This is a genomic window from Ruegeria sp. CG4, assembly GCF_056537185.1.
This window is the reverse complement of sequence record NZ_JBQFRB010000006.1, coordinates 116,884-132,136: the sequence shown is the minus strand read 5'-3', so window position 1 is coordinate 132,136 and position 15,253 is coordinate 116,884. Positions and strand designations below refer to the sequence as shown.

General features: G+C 60.0%; 11 protein-coding genes. All 11 read right to left on the bottom strand.

The window, feature by feature from the left end; translation table 11 throughout:
• Positions 1–12 precede the first annotated feature (12 nt).
• The 11 genes from ACR0J2_RS16155 to ACR0J2_RS16105 all read right to left on the bottom strand — a co-directional run bounded on the left by ACR0J2_RS16155 (position 13) and on the right by ACR0J2_RS16105 (position 15,173).
• Positions 13–1,080, bottom strand: coding sequence for a pyridoxal phosphate-dependent aminotransferase (locus ACR0J2_RS16155; protein WP_480813214.1), 1,068 nt, complete (start codon positions 1,078–1,080; stop codon positions 13–15).
• Positions 1,077–2,729, bottom strand: coding sequence for a hydantoinase B/oxoprolinase family protein (locus tag ACR0J2_RS16150; RefSeq protein ID WP_480813213.1), 1,653 nt, complete (start codon positions 2,727–2,729; stop codon positions 1,077–1,079). The genes ACR0J2_RS16155 and ACR0J2_RS16150 overlap by 4 nt, the downstream gene beginning before the upstream one ends.
• On the bottom strand, positions 2,729–4,825 hold the full coding sequence (locus ACR0J2_RS16145; RefSeq protein WP_480813212.1) for a hydantoinase/oxoprolinase family protein: 2,097 nt from the start codon (positions 4,823–4,825) through the stop codon (positions 2,729–2,731). The genes ACR0J2_RS16150 and ACR0J2_RS16145 overlap by 1 nt, the downstream gene beginning before the upstream one ends.
• Positions 4,826–5,160: 335 nt before the next feature.
• The gene (locus ACR0J2_RS16140) at positions 5,161–6,450 is read right to left on the bottom strand and encodes an amidase (RefSeq protein WP_480813211.1); all 1,290 of its coding nucleotides are present in this window, start codon (positions 6,448–6,450) and stop codon (positions 5,161–5,163) included.
• A complete protein-coding gene (locus ACR0J2_RS16135) occupies positions 6,447–7,640 on the bottom strand; it encodes a YlbE family protein (protein ID WP_480813210.1) in 1,194 nt (397 codons plus the stop codon). Before ACR0J2_RS16135 ends, ACR0J2_RS16140 begins: the two co-directional genes overlap by 4 nt.
• On the bottom strand, positions 7,637–8,263 hold the full coding sequence (locus ACR0J2_RS16130; RefSeq protein ID WP_480813209.1) for a hypothetical protein: 627 nt from the start codon (positions 8,261–8,263) through the stop codon (positions 7,637–7,639). The genes ACR0J2_RS16135 and ACR0J2_RS16130 overlap by 4 nt, the downstream gene beginning before the upstream one ends.
• Complete coding sequence (locus ACR0J2_RS16125) at positions 8,263–8,892, bottom strand: hypothetical protein (protein WP_480813208.1); 630 nt, start codon at positions 8,890–8,892, stop codon at positions 8,263–8,265. The genes ACR0J2_RS16130 and ACR0J2_RS16125 overlap by 1 nt, the downstream gene beginning before the upstream one ends.
• A 37-nt stretch (positions 8,893–8,929) precedes the next feature.
• Positions 8,930–10,315 (bottom strand): Rieske 2Fe-2S domain-containing protein, encoded by a 1,386-nt coding sequence (locus tag ACR0J2_RS16120; RefSeq protein WP_480813207.1) that lies wholly within the window; start codon positions 10,313–10,315, stop codon positions 8,930–8,932.
• A gap of 1 nt (position 10,316) precedes the next feature.
• Entirely contained in the window at positions 10,317–11,837 is a 1,521-nt protein-coding gene (locus ACR0J2_RS16115; protein ID WP_480813206.1) for an aldehyde dehydrogenase, read from the bottom strand.
• A gap of 521 nt (positions 11,838–12,358) precedes the next feature.
• On the bottom strand, positions 12,359–13,177 hold the full coding sequence (locus tag ACR0J2_RS16110) for a TIGR03084 family metal-binding protein (protein ID WP_480813205.1): 819 nt from the start codon (positions 13,175–13,177) through the stop codon (positions 12,359–12,361).
• A complete protein-coding gene (locus tag ACR0J2_RS16105; RefSeq protein ID WP_480813204.1) occupies positions 13,170–15,173 on the bottom strand; it encodes an acetyl/propionyl/methylcrotonyl-CoA carboxylase subunit alpha in 2,004 nt (667 codons plus the stop codon). Before ACR0J2_RS16105 ends, ACR0J2_RS16110 begins: the two co-directional genes overlap by 8 nt.
• Positions 15,174–15,253 lie beyond the last annotated feature (80 nt).

The window sequence follows — 15,253 nt, the reverse complement described above, 5'->3', positions numbered from 1 at the left end:
GTGTTTCGCAAATCATGATATCACCTTTTTTAGCACCGCCAGGCATCGATCCATGACCGGTGCCTCGCATATGGTGGCGCGCAGGCAGTCGCTCAGCCCATAGCCACCCATTCCGCGCATCAACAGATTTTCAGCACGCAGCGCCGCATCCGCACGTTGTGCTTCTTCGGCCGAGGCAAAACGCAGCAGGACGAAGTTGGTTTGGCTTTCGGGGACGCGCAGGCCCATGGCGCGGCATTGATCGGCGAAGCGGTCGCGAATGTCGGCGGTTCGGGCAATCACGTCCCGCATATGCGCCTGATCGCGCATCGCGGCGGTTGCGGCGGCTTGCGAGGCGATCGATATATTGTTGGGATTCAGAAGCTTTCGTATCTCAGTCGCAATCGTCGGCGGGAAATACCCCCAGCCCACCCGAGCACCCGCAAGACCATAAGCCTTGGAAAACGTCCGCATGACCACGGTATCGCCCCCGTCAGTCAGGGCAAAAATTCCGGCGGGGTCATTGGTCTCGTCAGAGAACTCGGCATAGGCCTGATCCACGACCAGCAAAACATCTGCGGGCAACCCGTCCCGCAGGCGCAGGATCTCGGAGTTCGGAATCAAGGTGCCCGTCGGGTTGCCGGGGTTGCAGACAAAAACGATCCGCGTCTTGGACGACATCGCAGCCAGAATGTCGTCAACGGATACAGTCAGGTCAATTTCGCGGGCCTTGACATAATCAGCCTGCACCTGCGCCGCAGCGGACGAGACGAACGCATATCCATAGTCCGTACCAAGAACCCGGTCGCCAGGTCCGGCATAGGCCCGGATCAGGCAACCAATCAGTTCCATCGAGCCGGCGCCGCATAACACCCGCGCCGGATCCAGCCGATGCACATCGGCAATAGCGGCGCGCAGTTCCGGCCACTCCGGATCGGGGTAGAGTGGCAAATCACTCATTGCAGCCTGTCCCGCCGCGATGGCAGCGGGGCTTGCAGGAAAGGCACTTTCGTTCTGGGCCAACGAGATGGTGTCCGCGCCGCCGAGATCGGCCAGCGCATACGCCGCCATCGCGCCTACATGGGAAACCGGGCGGATCATGACACAACGCCGTAGGATTTGGCGCCGTCCTCGCTGATCAGGCCGCGTTTCAGATCCAGCGCAAGTGCCTGTGCGTCGCGTTCGGAGGGATCTCCGAAACCACCTCCGCCGGGGGTTTCGAAAATCAGATAGTCGCCGCCTTCGACCCGCAACTCGCCCTTGCCGGGAATGTCGCCTTCTCCGTCGCGGAAACGGATGCGCCCGGGTGCGCCTGGCCGTCCGCCCATACGCCCCAGGGCGGGGAACTTCAGCCGTTCGACCGAGAGGAATACGATGAAGGGTGCACCGTTGGCCGAGGTCATCTCGATCCGTTGACCCAATCCGCCGCGATACGTGCCTGCGCCGCCGGAATCGGGGCGCAGTTCGCGCCGCCAGATGGTGACGGGTGCCACGCTTTCAGTGATCTCGACCTGTGATCCGAATACGCCCGAAGGGTAAGCAGTGGCCGACAGGCCATCCGCGTGTGGCCGCGCGCCGGTGCCGCCATTATGTACCGGTTCAACGGCGAACTCGCGTCCACCATCACGGGCCACTTCCGGCGCATGACGCATTGGCAGGTCGAACATGCACGAGGCACCTTCGGCCGGCACTGCATTGGGAAGCGCCTGATGCAGACACCCCAGCACCAGATCCGGCGTCACCTGTCCCAGCGTATGCCGCATGGCGACCGGCACCGGGCGCTGTGCATTCAGGATACAGCCCTTTGGTCCGTCCACGGTGAACGGTTCCAACGATCCGGCATTGTTGGGGATGTCAGAGCCGACGATGCAACGCAGTGCGAACACTGTATAGGCGGTGGCATAGTTGAGCGGCACGTTGATACCCTTGCGCGAACAACCCGAGGTGCCGGTGAAATCAACATGCATGCCCGATTTGCTTACGGTCAGTGTCGCGTGCAGTTCCAGTTCGTTCTCATAGCCGTCCATCTTCAGCGCGTTCCTGTAGACGCCTTCCGGCACTTCGGCGATCGCCTCAAGCGTACCACGGCGCGAGGTGTCGATGATGTAGTTGCCCAGCTTGTCCAGATCGTCGATGCCGAACTCGTCCATCATGTCGACCAGCCGGCTCACACCCGCTTCGCAACAGGCGATCAGCGCATATATGTCGCCCTCGTTTGCGATGGGCTCGCGGCTGTTGGCGCGGACGATGTCGAGCAGCAGCGCGTTCGGCACGCCTTCTTCGACCAGTTTGCAGGGCGGGATCAGCAGACCTTCGTCATAGATGTCCGAACCCTCTGGCCCCATGCCGAGGCCACCCAGATCGACCAGATGCGAGGTGCACGAAGTAAAGCCCACGACCTCGCCATTCTTGAACGCAGGCATCATCAGCAGAAAATCGTTCAGATGCCCCGAGGCGAGCCAGGGATCATTGGTCATGTAGATGTCGCCGGGCTTCATGTTCTGCACCGGGAAACGCTCGCGCAGATGCATCACCGCTTCGGCCATGGTGTTGATATGGCCCGGTGTGCCGGTGACCGCCTGTGCCAGCATCCGGCCGGAGATATCGAAAATCCCGGCAGAGATGTCGCCACATTCCCGCACAATGGGCGAAAACGCCGCGCGGATCAGGGTCTGGCCCTGTTCCTCGACCACTGCCAGCAGTCGGTTCCACATCACTTGCAGGCGGGCGGGAGAATGATCGGCAGTCATCATGCGCCTCCTTTCTGGTCCTGGAGCAGGACGAGGTTTCCAATGGCGTCCACATGCGCCGAGAAATCAGCCGAGACCAATGTTGTGGTCTGCGGTTCGGTGATCAGTGCCGGGCCATGTATCCGGTCGCCGGGTCTCAGGCTGTCGCGGGGGACAAAGCTTGCCTGCTTTTTCTGCCCGTCAACATCACAGGAGATGGGGCGCGTCTCGGAAGGTGTGATCGTGGTCAGATCAGGTGTTGTCGGAATATCCGTCACCTCGGCATCCGGCGTGGCAACGCGCACGGCCCAATTCAGAATCTCGATCTGCATCCCCGGCACAGGGCGGGAGAACTGCTTGCGGTATTCCGTTTCGAACGCCGTTATCAGCGGGCTGATATCATCCGCCGTTAAGGCACGGTCGGGCAGGGGAATCTCGATCTCGTGACCCTGACCGTTGTAGCGCATAAAGGCAGTGCGTTGCGTCTCGGTAAGCGCATCGCCTGCACCTTGTGCAACAACGCCACTGGCCTCGGCAATCATGTCAGCGAACAGGGTGTTGATCCCGTCAAAATCCAGCGTCTCCAGCAGCGAGTAGCGCGAGCGCACGATCTCAAAACTGACTGGTGCGAACAGGAAACCCACCGCCGAGCCGACGCCCGGATTGGGCGGGATCACGATCCGGCTGACCCCGGCCGAACGCGCCACACGGCTGGCGTGCAGCGGCCCGTTACCACCAAAGGCGATCATGGTGCGCGGACCCAGATCCTTGCCCGATTCCACGGCATGCATCCGGCCAGCGCTGGCCATGCTTTCATCGACGATCCGGCTGACCCCATCGGCCGATCCCGTCGCATCGGTGTCCAGGCGTGATCCGATCACACGGGTAAGCGCCTCTTTTGAGGCTTCGGCATCAAGCTTGATGTGCCCTTCGGCAAAAGTGTTCGGCACGATGTAACCCAGCGTGATGTCACTGTCGGTCACGGTTGGTTCTGTGCCGCCTCGGCCAAAGGCCACCGGGCCGGGTTCCGATCCGGCCGATTTCGGGCCGACGGTCAGGCGGCCCAGACGATCGACACCCGCGATGGAACCACCACCCGCGCCAATCTCGATCATTTCTATCACCGGAATGCGCACGGGCATGCCCGATCCCTTGATGAACCTAGCTGCGCGCGCGATTTCGAACTGGCGTGAGGTTTGGGGCCGGGCGCTATCAATCAGGCACAGCTTGGCGGTTGTGCCGCCCACATCAAAGGACAGAACATCGCAAATCCCAGCCCGCGCCGCGATGCGCGCGGCAAGGATGGCACCGCCCGCTGGTCCGCTTTCCACCAGTCGGATCGGAAACCGGGCGGCGGTTCGTACCGTGCACATGCCACCCCCTGCAGTCATCATCAGGATCGGGCAGGTCACGCCCTCGGCCTCAAACCGGGCGACGAACCGTTCGAGATAGCTTTCCATCAGCGGCTGGATATAGGCATTGGCAACCGTGGTGCAGAGACGGTCGAATTCACGCGCCTCGGGGCTGACATCGGACGAGATCGAAACCGTCAAACCGGGACGTTTCTCGGCTAGCGCATCGCGCAGGCGCCGCTCATGGTCGGGATTGGCATAAGCATGCATCAGACAGATCGCGACCGCCTCGGCACCGCTGGCGTCTAGATCGGCCAACAATGCATCAATCGCGTCATCCTCCAGAGGGATCAGCACACTGCCATCCGCCGCCATCCGTTCACGAACGGTCAGCGCCCGTTCGCGCGGCACCAGCAGATCGGGCTTTTCCAGATTGATGTCATATTGCGAATAGCGCCGCTCGTACGCGATCTCAAGGATGTCCCGGAACCCTTCGGTCGTCACCGTCGCTACAACCGCACCGCGCCGCTCAATCAGCGCATTGGTTGCAAGGGTGGTCCCGTGAATGAACCCTGTTACTTCATTCAGGTCGTGCCCGGACTGTGCCATTACGCGCACCGCGCCCTCCATCGCGCCATCTGCCGGGTTCTGGTGCGTGGTCAGCGTTTTTGTCGAAGCCAGTATCGTCTCTTCACCGGATACCAGAACCGTATCGGTAAATGTGCCGCCAATATCGATGGCCAGACGCAGTCTTTGAAATGTCATGAAGTTTTCCGGATATGATCGTCACAGCGCAGATGAGCCCGGGCAGATGCCCGCGCTTCAGGCTGACGCGACCAGATCGCAACCGGTCGCGCGACGGTCCAGAGGGTTCAAGATGTGACTCGCTCTCATGCAATTGATCTTGCCGTCGCGCCAATGCTTCGACAAGCCGATTTGCGACAAAAGTTCTCGTTAGCGACATGCACTTGCTCGATCGACCGATAGTCGTGCGACAGAATTTTGTTTTGAAGCGGAACCCGTGGCCCCAGCAAGAACTGTTGAAAACCAAGTTGTCAGCAGCCTACACGCCACTTGGACCGGGATTCGTGTCTATTATTCTATGGCTCAGCCTGAAGAATATCATGAACCCATTGCGCAATACCCAACAACCGCGCGTCGGCACCGCATGGTGCGATCAACTGAAATCCCAACGGCAGGCCGCTTGGATCAGCCCCGAACGGTACGGCGCAGGACGGGACCTGCAACAGGTTCCACATTCGGGAAAACAGTGGATCGCCGGTGGCTTCCAACCCCTTAGGTGCAGGTCCCGGAGCCGATGGCACCAGCAAGGCATCAATATCCCGGAACAACTGGTTCAGAACGACAGACGCGCTGTCGCGGATTGTCAGCGCCTGCCGGTAGTCCGTATCACGCACCCCAAGGCCGTTCTCGATCAGCGAATGGAATTGCGGGCTGATCGCGGACTCGCCCGCGCTGTATTCGACAGCGCGCAACCGGGCGGCCTCATAACTCATGACGGTGTTTTGGGCGTCGGAAAGTCCGGAAAACACCTGCGGGCAGGCGACCTCTGCTGTGTCGGCTCCGGCCGCCGCAATTGCAGCCAGCGCACGAGTACATGTATCGCGCATTTCGACCGTACCATCCATCCAGTGTGGGCCACGCATCAGCCCGATACGCGGCAAGTTGTCTTGGAAGTCTGGCAGCGGCGGCACATCGGTTCCCCGCAAGACAGAATCCGCCAACAAAAGATCACGGGGGTTTCGGGCCAGCACGCCCAGGGTATCCAGGCTTTGCGACAAACCCATGACTCCGTCCAGCGGATAGCCACCGATAGTTGGCCGAAACCCATATACCCCGCAATAGGCCGCTGGCCGGATCAGGGAAGCTGCCGTTTGCGAACCAAAGGCCAGCGGCACCATGAAGTCGGCCACCGCTGCGGCTGAGCCTGACGAAGATCCGCCGGGTGTGTGCAAGGTGTTGTGGGGGTTTGCCGTCTTGCCCGGGCGAAAATAGGCGAACTCGGTTGTCACCGTCTTGCCGACTGCAATCGCGCCCGCATCTATGAATGCCTGAACGCAGGCCGCATTGCGTGTTGGCTGCCGCCCCGCATACAAGTCACTGCCCCATCCTGTTGGCATGTCTTCGGTATCAATGATGTCCTTGATCGCGAAAGGCACCCCAAACAGCGGCCCGTTGACGGGCAGAGCGTCGGCTCGGGTTGCCCGCTCCATGGCATGCTCTGCATCGAGGTATTCGAAGGCACCAATTTCAGGCTCTCTGTGTGCGATGCGATGCAAATGGGCGGCCATTACTTCGGACGGTTTGGCTTGGCCCGCGCGGATCAGCGCGGCAAGCTCAAACGCCCCAAGTTCATTCAGTTCTGTCATGAAGACAGCGCCCGCAAGGCTGTGGCAAAGGGATCGACCGGCATGTCATAAATCCCACCGCCTAAGCGCCCAGCCTGTCCCAGCCGATCCAGAATGCCAAGGCTGACCACAGGACCAGCCCCTTGCGCAACCGCCCCTCGGGCGGTCGAGCCCAGACTGATATCAAAAGCATTGAAATACGGGTGCGCGCCCACGGACAAACCGGATGTACGGGTCCTGGCATCGCCAGGCAAAAAGGCACCCAAAGCCTTTAACTGCTCTGGGCTGTGTTCGATGGCCATGGCGCCCAGCCCGAACGCGTCGACCACAGCGCTGTCACCGATAGCGCCAAGGGCACGCTCGGCCGGTAGATCGACATCGAACTTACCTGATGGCGGAGCGGCCGGAATGGTGAACCAACGCCCGGGCAGGCCAGATACCTGAATGCCGACGTCGCGCCCGTTTCCGCCGGCCGCGGTGACGAAACTGGACCCTTCGACCCCTTCGGCCAGCTTCATCATGATCTTGGTTGCGGCCATCCAAAGGTTCAGAAACAAGGACGGTGAGGTCGCCATGAATTCCAGCGCATCCGCGTCATCAATGCCCCTCGGGCTGCGGTCTTTCAGTTCCTCGACAAGCGCAGCCGTGCTGACGGGAGTTCGCCCGTGACAATCATCACCACCCACCAGACCAATGACCGCCAGAGGCACAAGTGCAATGCCCTCGGCGATGCCGTTTTGCAGGATGTCCAGAAATCGCGTGTTCAGCCAGCGGATATGATCCAGCACTGCCTGGGATCGCAGACCCAGCCGCATGGACGGGCGCGCGCCGCCGTTGATCGGGGTGAATACCCGCGTCTGTCCCCGCCACGCATCGTAAATCGTGTGAAGGGGCATATTTGCGGAGACAACGGCAGCCAGTGGTGTGACCACGTCATGGTCTTGCGCTGGTTGCAACAGGATTTCCTGTGCCATGATCATCGCTTCGGCCTGATCGAAATCCCGGGCCAACCCTTCCCAGACTGCCGCGACACAGGCGGAATTCAGGATCGGTACAGTGATTTGTTCCGGCGCAGAGAACGCCGGACCAGCATGCAACAACACATTTTCGGCCAACCCGACTGCTTCGGAGGCCGTGTTGAAACGGTTCCAGACCGGTTGCGTCACCATCGCCCGGTCAAACGCCAGCTGGTCGGCGGGGTGCAGAGTCATGAGACCTCCGGCGGGATGATCCAGGTTTCCGAAAAATAGAGGAACGCGGTCGTAGTCTCGAACCCGGCCTGAACCCGTGTCCCCAATTTTCCCGGCAATGCACGCCCATTTACAATGATCTGCGCGAATTGTGCCGGAATCAGAAGCGAGAACATGTTCTGTTCACCCGATGCCACCTCATGCGGGGACAACTCCAATGCGCGGGGTGGTTCAAGCTTCTCCCAGACCAGTTCAACCGTCAGGGTTCCGCCAACGATGGTTTCAGAGTAACGATGGCTCATCGGGTCACCCGAGCTGCGAACCACCTGCGCGCCGATTTCCGGAAGGGTTTCAAAAGCTGGCGCGTTGGCAAAGGCTGCAATTTTGCTGATGAAGTTCTTTTTCAGAAAAGCAGTCAGATCGGGATTGTCGCTGAGGATGACATTCGGCGCATCCGAAGTGCCTTCGACCTGAGAGGGGGTGCCGTACAGCAGCAGAACCTGCCCCTGTCCCACAGGCGACCAGGCAACACGGAAAAACAAGGCCATCGCGCTAATTTTCCCGTCGTCATCTTTCAACAGGATTCCGGGATTTTCCCCGGTCCAGTCAACCACGCCCGGTGTGATCGGTTCATTCAGTGGCATCAGGCATCCTCCTGCGGCGTAACCCAGGTTTCTGAAAAGGCCAGAAAGGCGGTGCTCATCGTGCGGCCAAAGAACTGACGTTCCGCCACCTGGCCGGGCAGGGTTGTGCCGTTGATCTTGATCTCCGCCTGGCCCGCCTCAAGAAAAACGGAATACATCTCGTGTTCCTTGGTCGCCGAATTCTCTTTGGTCACCTCGACCGGCAGCGGCGGGCCCATATCCCGCCAGATCATCTCGAGTGTCACGCCAGACCCACGCAGGGTCTCCGAATACCTGGTTTTGAGGTCTCCGGGACGTTTTTCAACGCTGTCACAGTCCAGCCATGTCATCGCGGACAGCCCGGCCTTGCCTACGAATGTCGGCATTTTCGTCACCCAGCCATCGACGATCCAACGCATCATACGCTGATTATCAGTCATGATCAGATTTGGCACCCTGGGCCAGCCGAGTGCGTCATCCGGCGCACCTAGCACGATGGCCGCATGACCCCGTCCGAACGGCGATACAACCACGCGGAAGAAAAGCGCCAGAGTGTCATACCTCTCCTGACCCGGATCCCGCTTCAGGTAGATGCCCGGGTTTTCCCCCGACCACTCCACCCGCCCCGGATTGTGCGGTATGCGCGTCATGTCCAATCCCCTTTTCCTGTCGCCTCGCCCTTCACCGTCAGGCCCAGCCAGATTCGTAAGCCTTCAGTTCCTTCACGATAAAGTCGCGTCTCTGTTTGCCGGTCAGGTGATCGCCCGATTTCAGGACTTCGGCGACCTTGAAGCTGACTTCTTTCTGCAGGGCACCGTCGTCGCGGCCTTCCTGCTGCGGGATCTTCAGCACCGTGTCACCGGCGTAGGTTGGGATCACCCTGCCGGTGAAATGGTCGGTCGGCTGTGCGGGGCGCTCGCCTTTTTGCAGCGCCCGGATCGCATTGCGTACCATCCGCCGCGCCTTGGCGACCCCACGGTCGGTAAACGACAGGTTTTCGCGGGCATGGATATTGATCGGGCCCTGACTGACCCAGGCGTCGTAGTCGCCTGGATCGCGTTGGCGCGTTTCATATGGGCGGTCAGGGCCCTGTCCGTAGAAATCCGTTTTGCCGAACCCGACCTCTTCACGATTGGTCAACCCTCGCGGGTCATCATTGAACTCGGGGGCGCGAAAGTGCCGCCAGGCAATGACCATCGTATTGGTGTCATCAATCGGTGTGATCCAGCGCGTCAGCCCGCCGCGACCGAAATAGCGCGAGCGGTCAGGCACCGGAAAATGCCCGCCATTCTGCGTGAAACTGGGCAGCATGTGATCGTGCACGCGCACCCAGATATAGTCCCCGTCCCGGCGCACGTTGGTATAGAAATCGCCGGTGGCGCAGTCGTGGAACTCAATCATCGGCATATGCGCGAACGCTTCGGTGAACTGCACGCGGGCGGCCAGCGTGTGCAGGTATACGACATGGAATGGATCCCAGGCATTCTCCATCACCTGCAGCCAGTTGCACGGAGATTTGATCAGATAGGGAACAAGCTCGTCTCCTTCATCATCGAACGTGTCCATGACTGGGAATGGCGGCATTTCGTTCTTTGGACCCAGATAAGCAAAGGCAAGTCCCTTGTATTCGATAACCGGATAAGCCCCCAGACAGGCCTTTTTCCTGACCTGGCTGGCAGGGGGTTCGCAGGGCGTTTCCAGAACCGTGCCATCCAGACCGTATTTCCAGCCATGATAGGAACAACGGATGCCCCCCTCTTCGACGATACCGAATTCCAGGCTCATGTTGCGGTGGCAGCAGTGCAGATGAGTCAGGCCCAGCTTGCCTTCCTTCTTTTCCCGGAACAGGACAAGATCCTCGCCCAGTATGCGCAGGCGATAGGGCAGATCGCCAATCTGATCCGTCATCGCGACCGGCATCCAGAACCGCCGCAGATATTCGCCGCAAGGAGTGCCGGGGCCGACTTCGGTCAGTTCCGGATCATGCTCAAGTGACCATACCTGTTGCTGGTCATGACCCCGGAAATCACCCTCGGGAATTGCGAACAAGATGTCGTCGGCTGGATTGCTCATGTCATTGCTCCATACTTTCCGGGTCACAAAGGGTTGTTTCCGTCGGGTCCGGGAAGGGGTCGGGAACCGGGGAAGAACCGGTCCAGATCGATTTGCTTTGCAGGAAATCCTTGACGGCATCCGGCCCCAGTTCCCGGCCATATCCCGACAGTTTGAACCCGCCGATGGGACTTGCCGGATCGACGCTTCGATAGTGGTTGATGTAAACCGTGCCTGCATGAATGGCACCGGCAACGCGCGCGCCCTTGTCCGGATCAGAGGTCCATACACCGCCCGCCAGGCCATAGTCGGTGTCGTTGGCCAATTCGATGGCCTCGTCTTCAGTTGCGAAGGTGGTGATCGCAAGGACCGGACCAAAAACCTCCTCACGCCAGACCTGCATGTCCGGTGTCACGTCGGAAAAAATCGTTGGTCCGATATAAAAACCGGGATACCCGGCCCCTGTCTCGGTACCATCAAGAAGGCAAATCGCGCCATCGGCCTTCGCCTGCCGGATCATGGCCGCAACCTTGGTCCAATGCGGTTCGTTCGCCAACGGTCCGATCTGCGTCTCTGTTTTCATCGGGTCACCAGGCCGAAGGATGCGGGCGCGTTCCAGAAGGCGATTGGTAAAGGCGGCGGCAACCGTTTCCTCCAGAATCAGACGGGACCCGGCGACACAGGTCTGACCATTCGACAGAAAGATTCCCGACATGACGCCGTTGACCGCATTTTCCAGGTCGACATCGGCAAACACGACCTGCGGGGACTTGCCACCCAGTTCCAGGGTCGTTGGAACAACTCCGGCCGCTGCCGCCTCGGCAACCTTGCGCCCGCCGATATCAGAGCCGGTGAAGGTCACTTTGCGGGTCAGCGGGTGGCGCACCAGCGCCTCACCAGTCTCATGCCCGTGACCTGTCACGACGTTCAATACACCAGAAGGCAAGCCACATTCACACGCCAGTCGCGCAAATTCCAGCGTCGAGGCCGACGCCATCTCGGATGGTTTCACCACCACCGTATTCCCTGCGGCTAGTGCGGGGGCCAGTTTCCACGCCAAGATCATCAGCGGTGAATTCCACGGTGTAATCGCGGCGACCACCCCGTAAGGCATCCAATTGCCGATGCTTTCCACTCCGAACACCCCGTTCGATTGCAGCGCGGGCGAAAGCTGGCGTGCCTGATCGGCAAAATACCTGTACCAGCCGTGCAAGCCGGAAAACTGTCCGCGGACTTCGGCGATGCGTTTGCCGTTGTCACGGATTTCGGGCTCGACAAGCTCTTCCCAGCGACTCTGCAGCCCATCCGCTAGACCATCTAGGATATCCGCGCGCTGCGAAGATGTTGCATTGGCCCAGGGCCCGGTTCGAAACGCCTTGTCCGCATCACGAACAGCCTGATCAACCTCGTCAGACCCGCAACACGCAAACCGACACCATTCCTGACCCGTCGCAGGGTCAACACTCGGCAATGTCTCACCATGCCAGTTCAGGAATGAACCCGAGATGAAAGGGCCGTATGTTTTCAAGCCGCTATCGCCCATTTACCAACTCCCGAGCCGCCATTTCAGGTTTCCGCAGACTTGAGATTGTGCACCTGTTGCCAAGACGGATCAGGCTCGCTGCACACATTCTCGGGATTTGATGGCCGTTGGTTGAAATGCATGAACTCATTGCAGGCGGATCCTATTTAACTTTCATTCATAATATTTTTGAAATCGAAAAGCAAAAACTTACTTACTGTGTGATGACACAATCTGAAAAATGAACAACAAGAGCATGCGAAACACGGTACTCACCAGCAGGAAAAGACCCGTTCCGCAGCCAATTGAGGCGCCGTGCGGCCCGAGATTTAAGCTGGCCGCAATCGAGGAGTGGTCGTTTTCAGGCTTGGCATTTGTCCGTTCGCAGCTAATGAAATAATGCCGGCCGCCAAGTTTTCGAACCTGAACACCGACAGGTTGGACACCGTCTGCGATCAGGGTCGTGGCCGACACCAGATGCTCTCGCGCGTCGCCTGATCGCACCAAACGTTCGCGGCCATACCTGGCGACTTTGGGGGGGTTTACCCAGACGTGTTCTTACGACCTCGGGCCATATGGCGCTGGCCGGGGGCCGGGGGCACTTCGGGGGGGCCCGCAAAACACTGCGCCATGCCCATCCATTCCGTGGCAACCGGGCCGGTCACTTGCAGGGCGGTGTCGGCGATATTTCGGGTTTGGGTGACGACCTGGCAAAACTCTGTGGCGCGGCCCTCGATCCGCTCGGCCTCATTGGGTTCCCCCCATTCCCAGACTTCACCGGAAGGGGCGGTCAGGTTTAGTTGGGGCATCGTACCGGGCAAATCCAAGCTGCGGTTCTTGTAGGTCCAGCCAAAAGTGTTCACACCCAGAACGACGATATTCTTGATGTAGTCGTGATCCTGCCGCACGACACCGAACAGATCGTAAAGCGCCTGCGCGTGCGACCAGGTTTCCATCAGCCGGGCAGAAATGGACGATCGCACGGACATATCCGGCCCGACCCACGGCACCCGAGCCTTGGGATCGGCCTGCGCAAAGCGGTCGCACATACCAGTGGTGTAGAACATCCATTCATCCAGCAACGCGTGCCCCGACAAACCCTCGAGGTATTTCGCCTCAAACCCGGCAAGATCACCGCTGCTGAAGTGGGCGATGGCGTCAATTTTGAACGCCGCGAAAGCCTCGGGTTTGCTCAGCGACAGGTCTGCACCGATGTTCCAGACATGCAGATGGCCCAGGATACGGTTGGCGGTCCAGCCCTTGAACAGGGTGCCGCGGGCCAGATCTTCCTCGCTCCGGTCCTTCAGTAGATCGTAGAGCGACTGGCTTTCGGCCTGAACGGCCTGCGGTTGATCAAACATCTTCACCCTCCTCGGCGGGTTCAATGATCAGGATCACCTCATCGGCGGCGATCTGCCCTCCGGCACTGGCCTGAACTTCGGTCACGGTTCCGTCGATTTCCGCTTCGATCGCGAGCTGCATTTTCATCGCTTCCAGAACCGCCAGACGATCGCCCTTGGCGACGGTGTCGCCCACGACCACATTGATTTCCAGCAGAGCACCATGCATCGGTGCCGCCACACGGCCTCCGCCGCGTGCCTCCTCGGCCAAAGCCGGAAATTCGAGCTCGTTGCGCAGGGCGAAGGTACGGCCCTTATGTTCCAGATGAATACGGCCGCGTTCGGTGACAAGCATTCCGACCGGGACAATGCGTCCGTTCACCCGCAAACGGGCTTCGGTGCCTTCTTGACGGTCGATGGCGATGGTGGCGCGGGTTTTACCACAGGTCACGTGATAGCGGCCTTCCGTGGCAGTCACCGTCACGCCGCAGGTCATGCCTTCGCTGACATAACGATAGTCGGTTTCCAGACGCCCGGTTGAACTGAAGTTGGCCAGTTCCGGGTTGATACCCAGCGCGGCCGCCATACCCCGTTGGCGCGAGTCCTCGTATTGCAGAACGGCCGCAATCATCGCTTCGGTTTCGGACAATACCGGTGGCGTCATTTCTTCTGCGCCGAACTCCTCGGCGATGAAGGCAGTAGTAGCCTCGCCCCTGGTGAAGGTTTCCTTGTCAAGAATTGCCGACAGGAAGCCCTTGTTGGTCTTGATGCCGAATAGTCGGGAGTTGTCCAGTGCCGCGTTCAGCCTCGCGGTGGCGGTTTCACGGTCCGGGCCCCAGGCGATGACCTTGGCGATCATCGGGTCATAATAGGGCGAGACGACGCTGCCGGTCTCGATACCGCTGTCGATCCTGATGCCTTCGCCGCGATGGGGTTGCCAATGGTCCACATGACCCGTCATCGGCAGGAAGTCCTGCGCCGGGTCTTCGGCGTAAAGACGCGCCTCGATCGCATGGCCATTCAACTGCACACCATCCTGCACCAACGGCAGGCGTTCGCCTTGTGCGACGCTGATTTGAAGTGCCACCAGGTCGAGACCGGTGATCATCTCGGTCACAGGATGTTCCACCTGAAGGCGTGTATTCATTTCCAGGAAATAGAACTTGCCCGAGGCGTCCACCAGGAACTCCACCGTGCCCGCGCCCAGATAGCTGATCGACAGCGCCGCATCGACGGCGGCCTTGCCCATCGCAGCACGCAGTCCGGGAGTCATGATCGGGCAGGGGGCCTCTTCAATGATCTTCTGGTGTCGGCGCTGGACGGAACAGTCACGTTCGCCAAGATGGATGGCATTGCCATGGGCGTCGGCAAAAACCTGAACCTCGACATGACGAGGGCGGATGAGGGCCATTTCCAGAATCAACTCGTCCGAGCCAAAGGCGTTCAGCGACTCGGACCGGGCCGAGATCAGCGCAGCGGGCAGTTCCTCGGCCATCTGGACCAGACGCATCCCGCGCCCGCCGCCACCTGCGGCAGCCTTGACCATGATTGGAAAACCGAGCTCGGCTGCGGCAGTGATCAGTTGCTCGTCCGACTGACCCTTGCCCTCACGGCCAGGAACACAAGGCACACCCGCCTCAATCATCCGGCGCTTGGCGGCAGCCTTGTTGCCCATCAGGTCAACCGCTTCGGCCGTGGGACCGATAAAGACAATACCCGCGTCGACACAAGCCTTTGCGAAATCAGCGTTTTCGGACAAGAAGCCATAGCCCGGATGCACCGCGCCCGCACCAGTCTTCCTGGCAGCCTCAAGGATTTTGTCCGCACGCAGATAGCTTTCGCCTACAGGTGCCGGACCCACACAGACCGCATCATCGGCAAATTTCACGTGCGGCTCGGTGGCATCGGCCTCGGAATAGACCGCGATGGTGCGATAGCCCAACGAACGCGCTGTTTTCATCACCCGCAGGGCAATTTCACCACGATTGGCCACAAGGATCGAGTTGAAGCGCGGCATGGATCAGACCTTTGCGGTTTCGGAGGTGGCATCGGCCTGGTCGGACCACACCGACCGGCTGTTGCACTGATTGTCCAGTT

Bases quoted from the DNA above. Each gene is read 5' to 3' on its own strand.
- ACR0J2_RS16155 (WP_480813214.1), bottom strand. From the start codon at position 1,080: ATGATCCGCCCGGTTTCCCATGTAGGCGCGATGGCGGCGTATGCGCTG.
- ACR0J2_RS16150 (WP_480813213.1), bottom strand. From the start codon at position 2,729: ATGACTGCCGATCATTCTCCCGCCCGCCTGCAAGTGATGTGGAACCGA.
- ACR0J2_RS16145 (WP_480813212.1), bottom strand. From the start codon at position 4,825: ATGACATTTCAAAGACTGCGTCTGGCCATCGATATTGGCGGCACATTT.
- ACR0J2_RS16140 (WP_480813211.1), bottom strand. From the start codon at position 6,450: ATGACAGAACTGAATGAACTTGGGGCGTTTGAGCTTGCCGCGCTGATC.
- ACR0J2_RS16135 (WP_480813210.1), bottom strand. From the start codon at position 7,640: ATGACTCTGCACCCCGCCGACCAGCTGGCGTTTGACCGGGCGATGGTG.
- ACR0J2_RS16130 (WP_480813209.1), bottom strand. From the start codon at position 8,263: ATGCCACTGAATGAACCGATCACACCGGGCGTGGTTGACTGGACCGGG.
- ACR0J2_RS16125 (WP_480813208.1), bottom strand. From the start codon at position 8,892: ATGACGCGCATACCGCACAATCCGGGGCGGGTGGAGTGGTCGGGGGAA.
- ACR0J2_RS16120 (WP_480813207.1), bottom strand. From the start codon at position 10,315: ATGAGCAATCCAGCCGACGACATCTTGTTCGCAATTCCCGAGGGTGAT.
- ACR0J2_RS16115 (WP_480813206.1), bottom strand. From the start codon at position 11,837: ATGGGCGATAGCGGCTTGAAAACATACGGCCCTTTCATCTCGGGTTCA.
- ACR0J2_RS16110 (WP_480813205.1), bottom strand. From the start codon at position 13,177: ATGTTTGATCAACCGCAGGCCGTTCAGGCCGAAAGCCAGTCGCTCTAC.
- ACR0J2_RS16105 (WP_480813204.1), bottom strand. From the start codon at position 15,173: ATGCCGCGCTTCAACTCGATCCTTGTGGCCAATCGTGGTGAAATTGCC.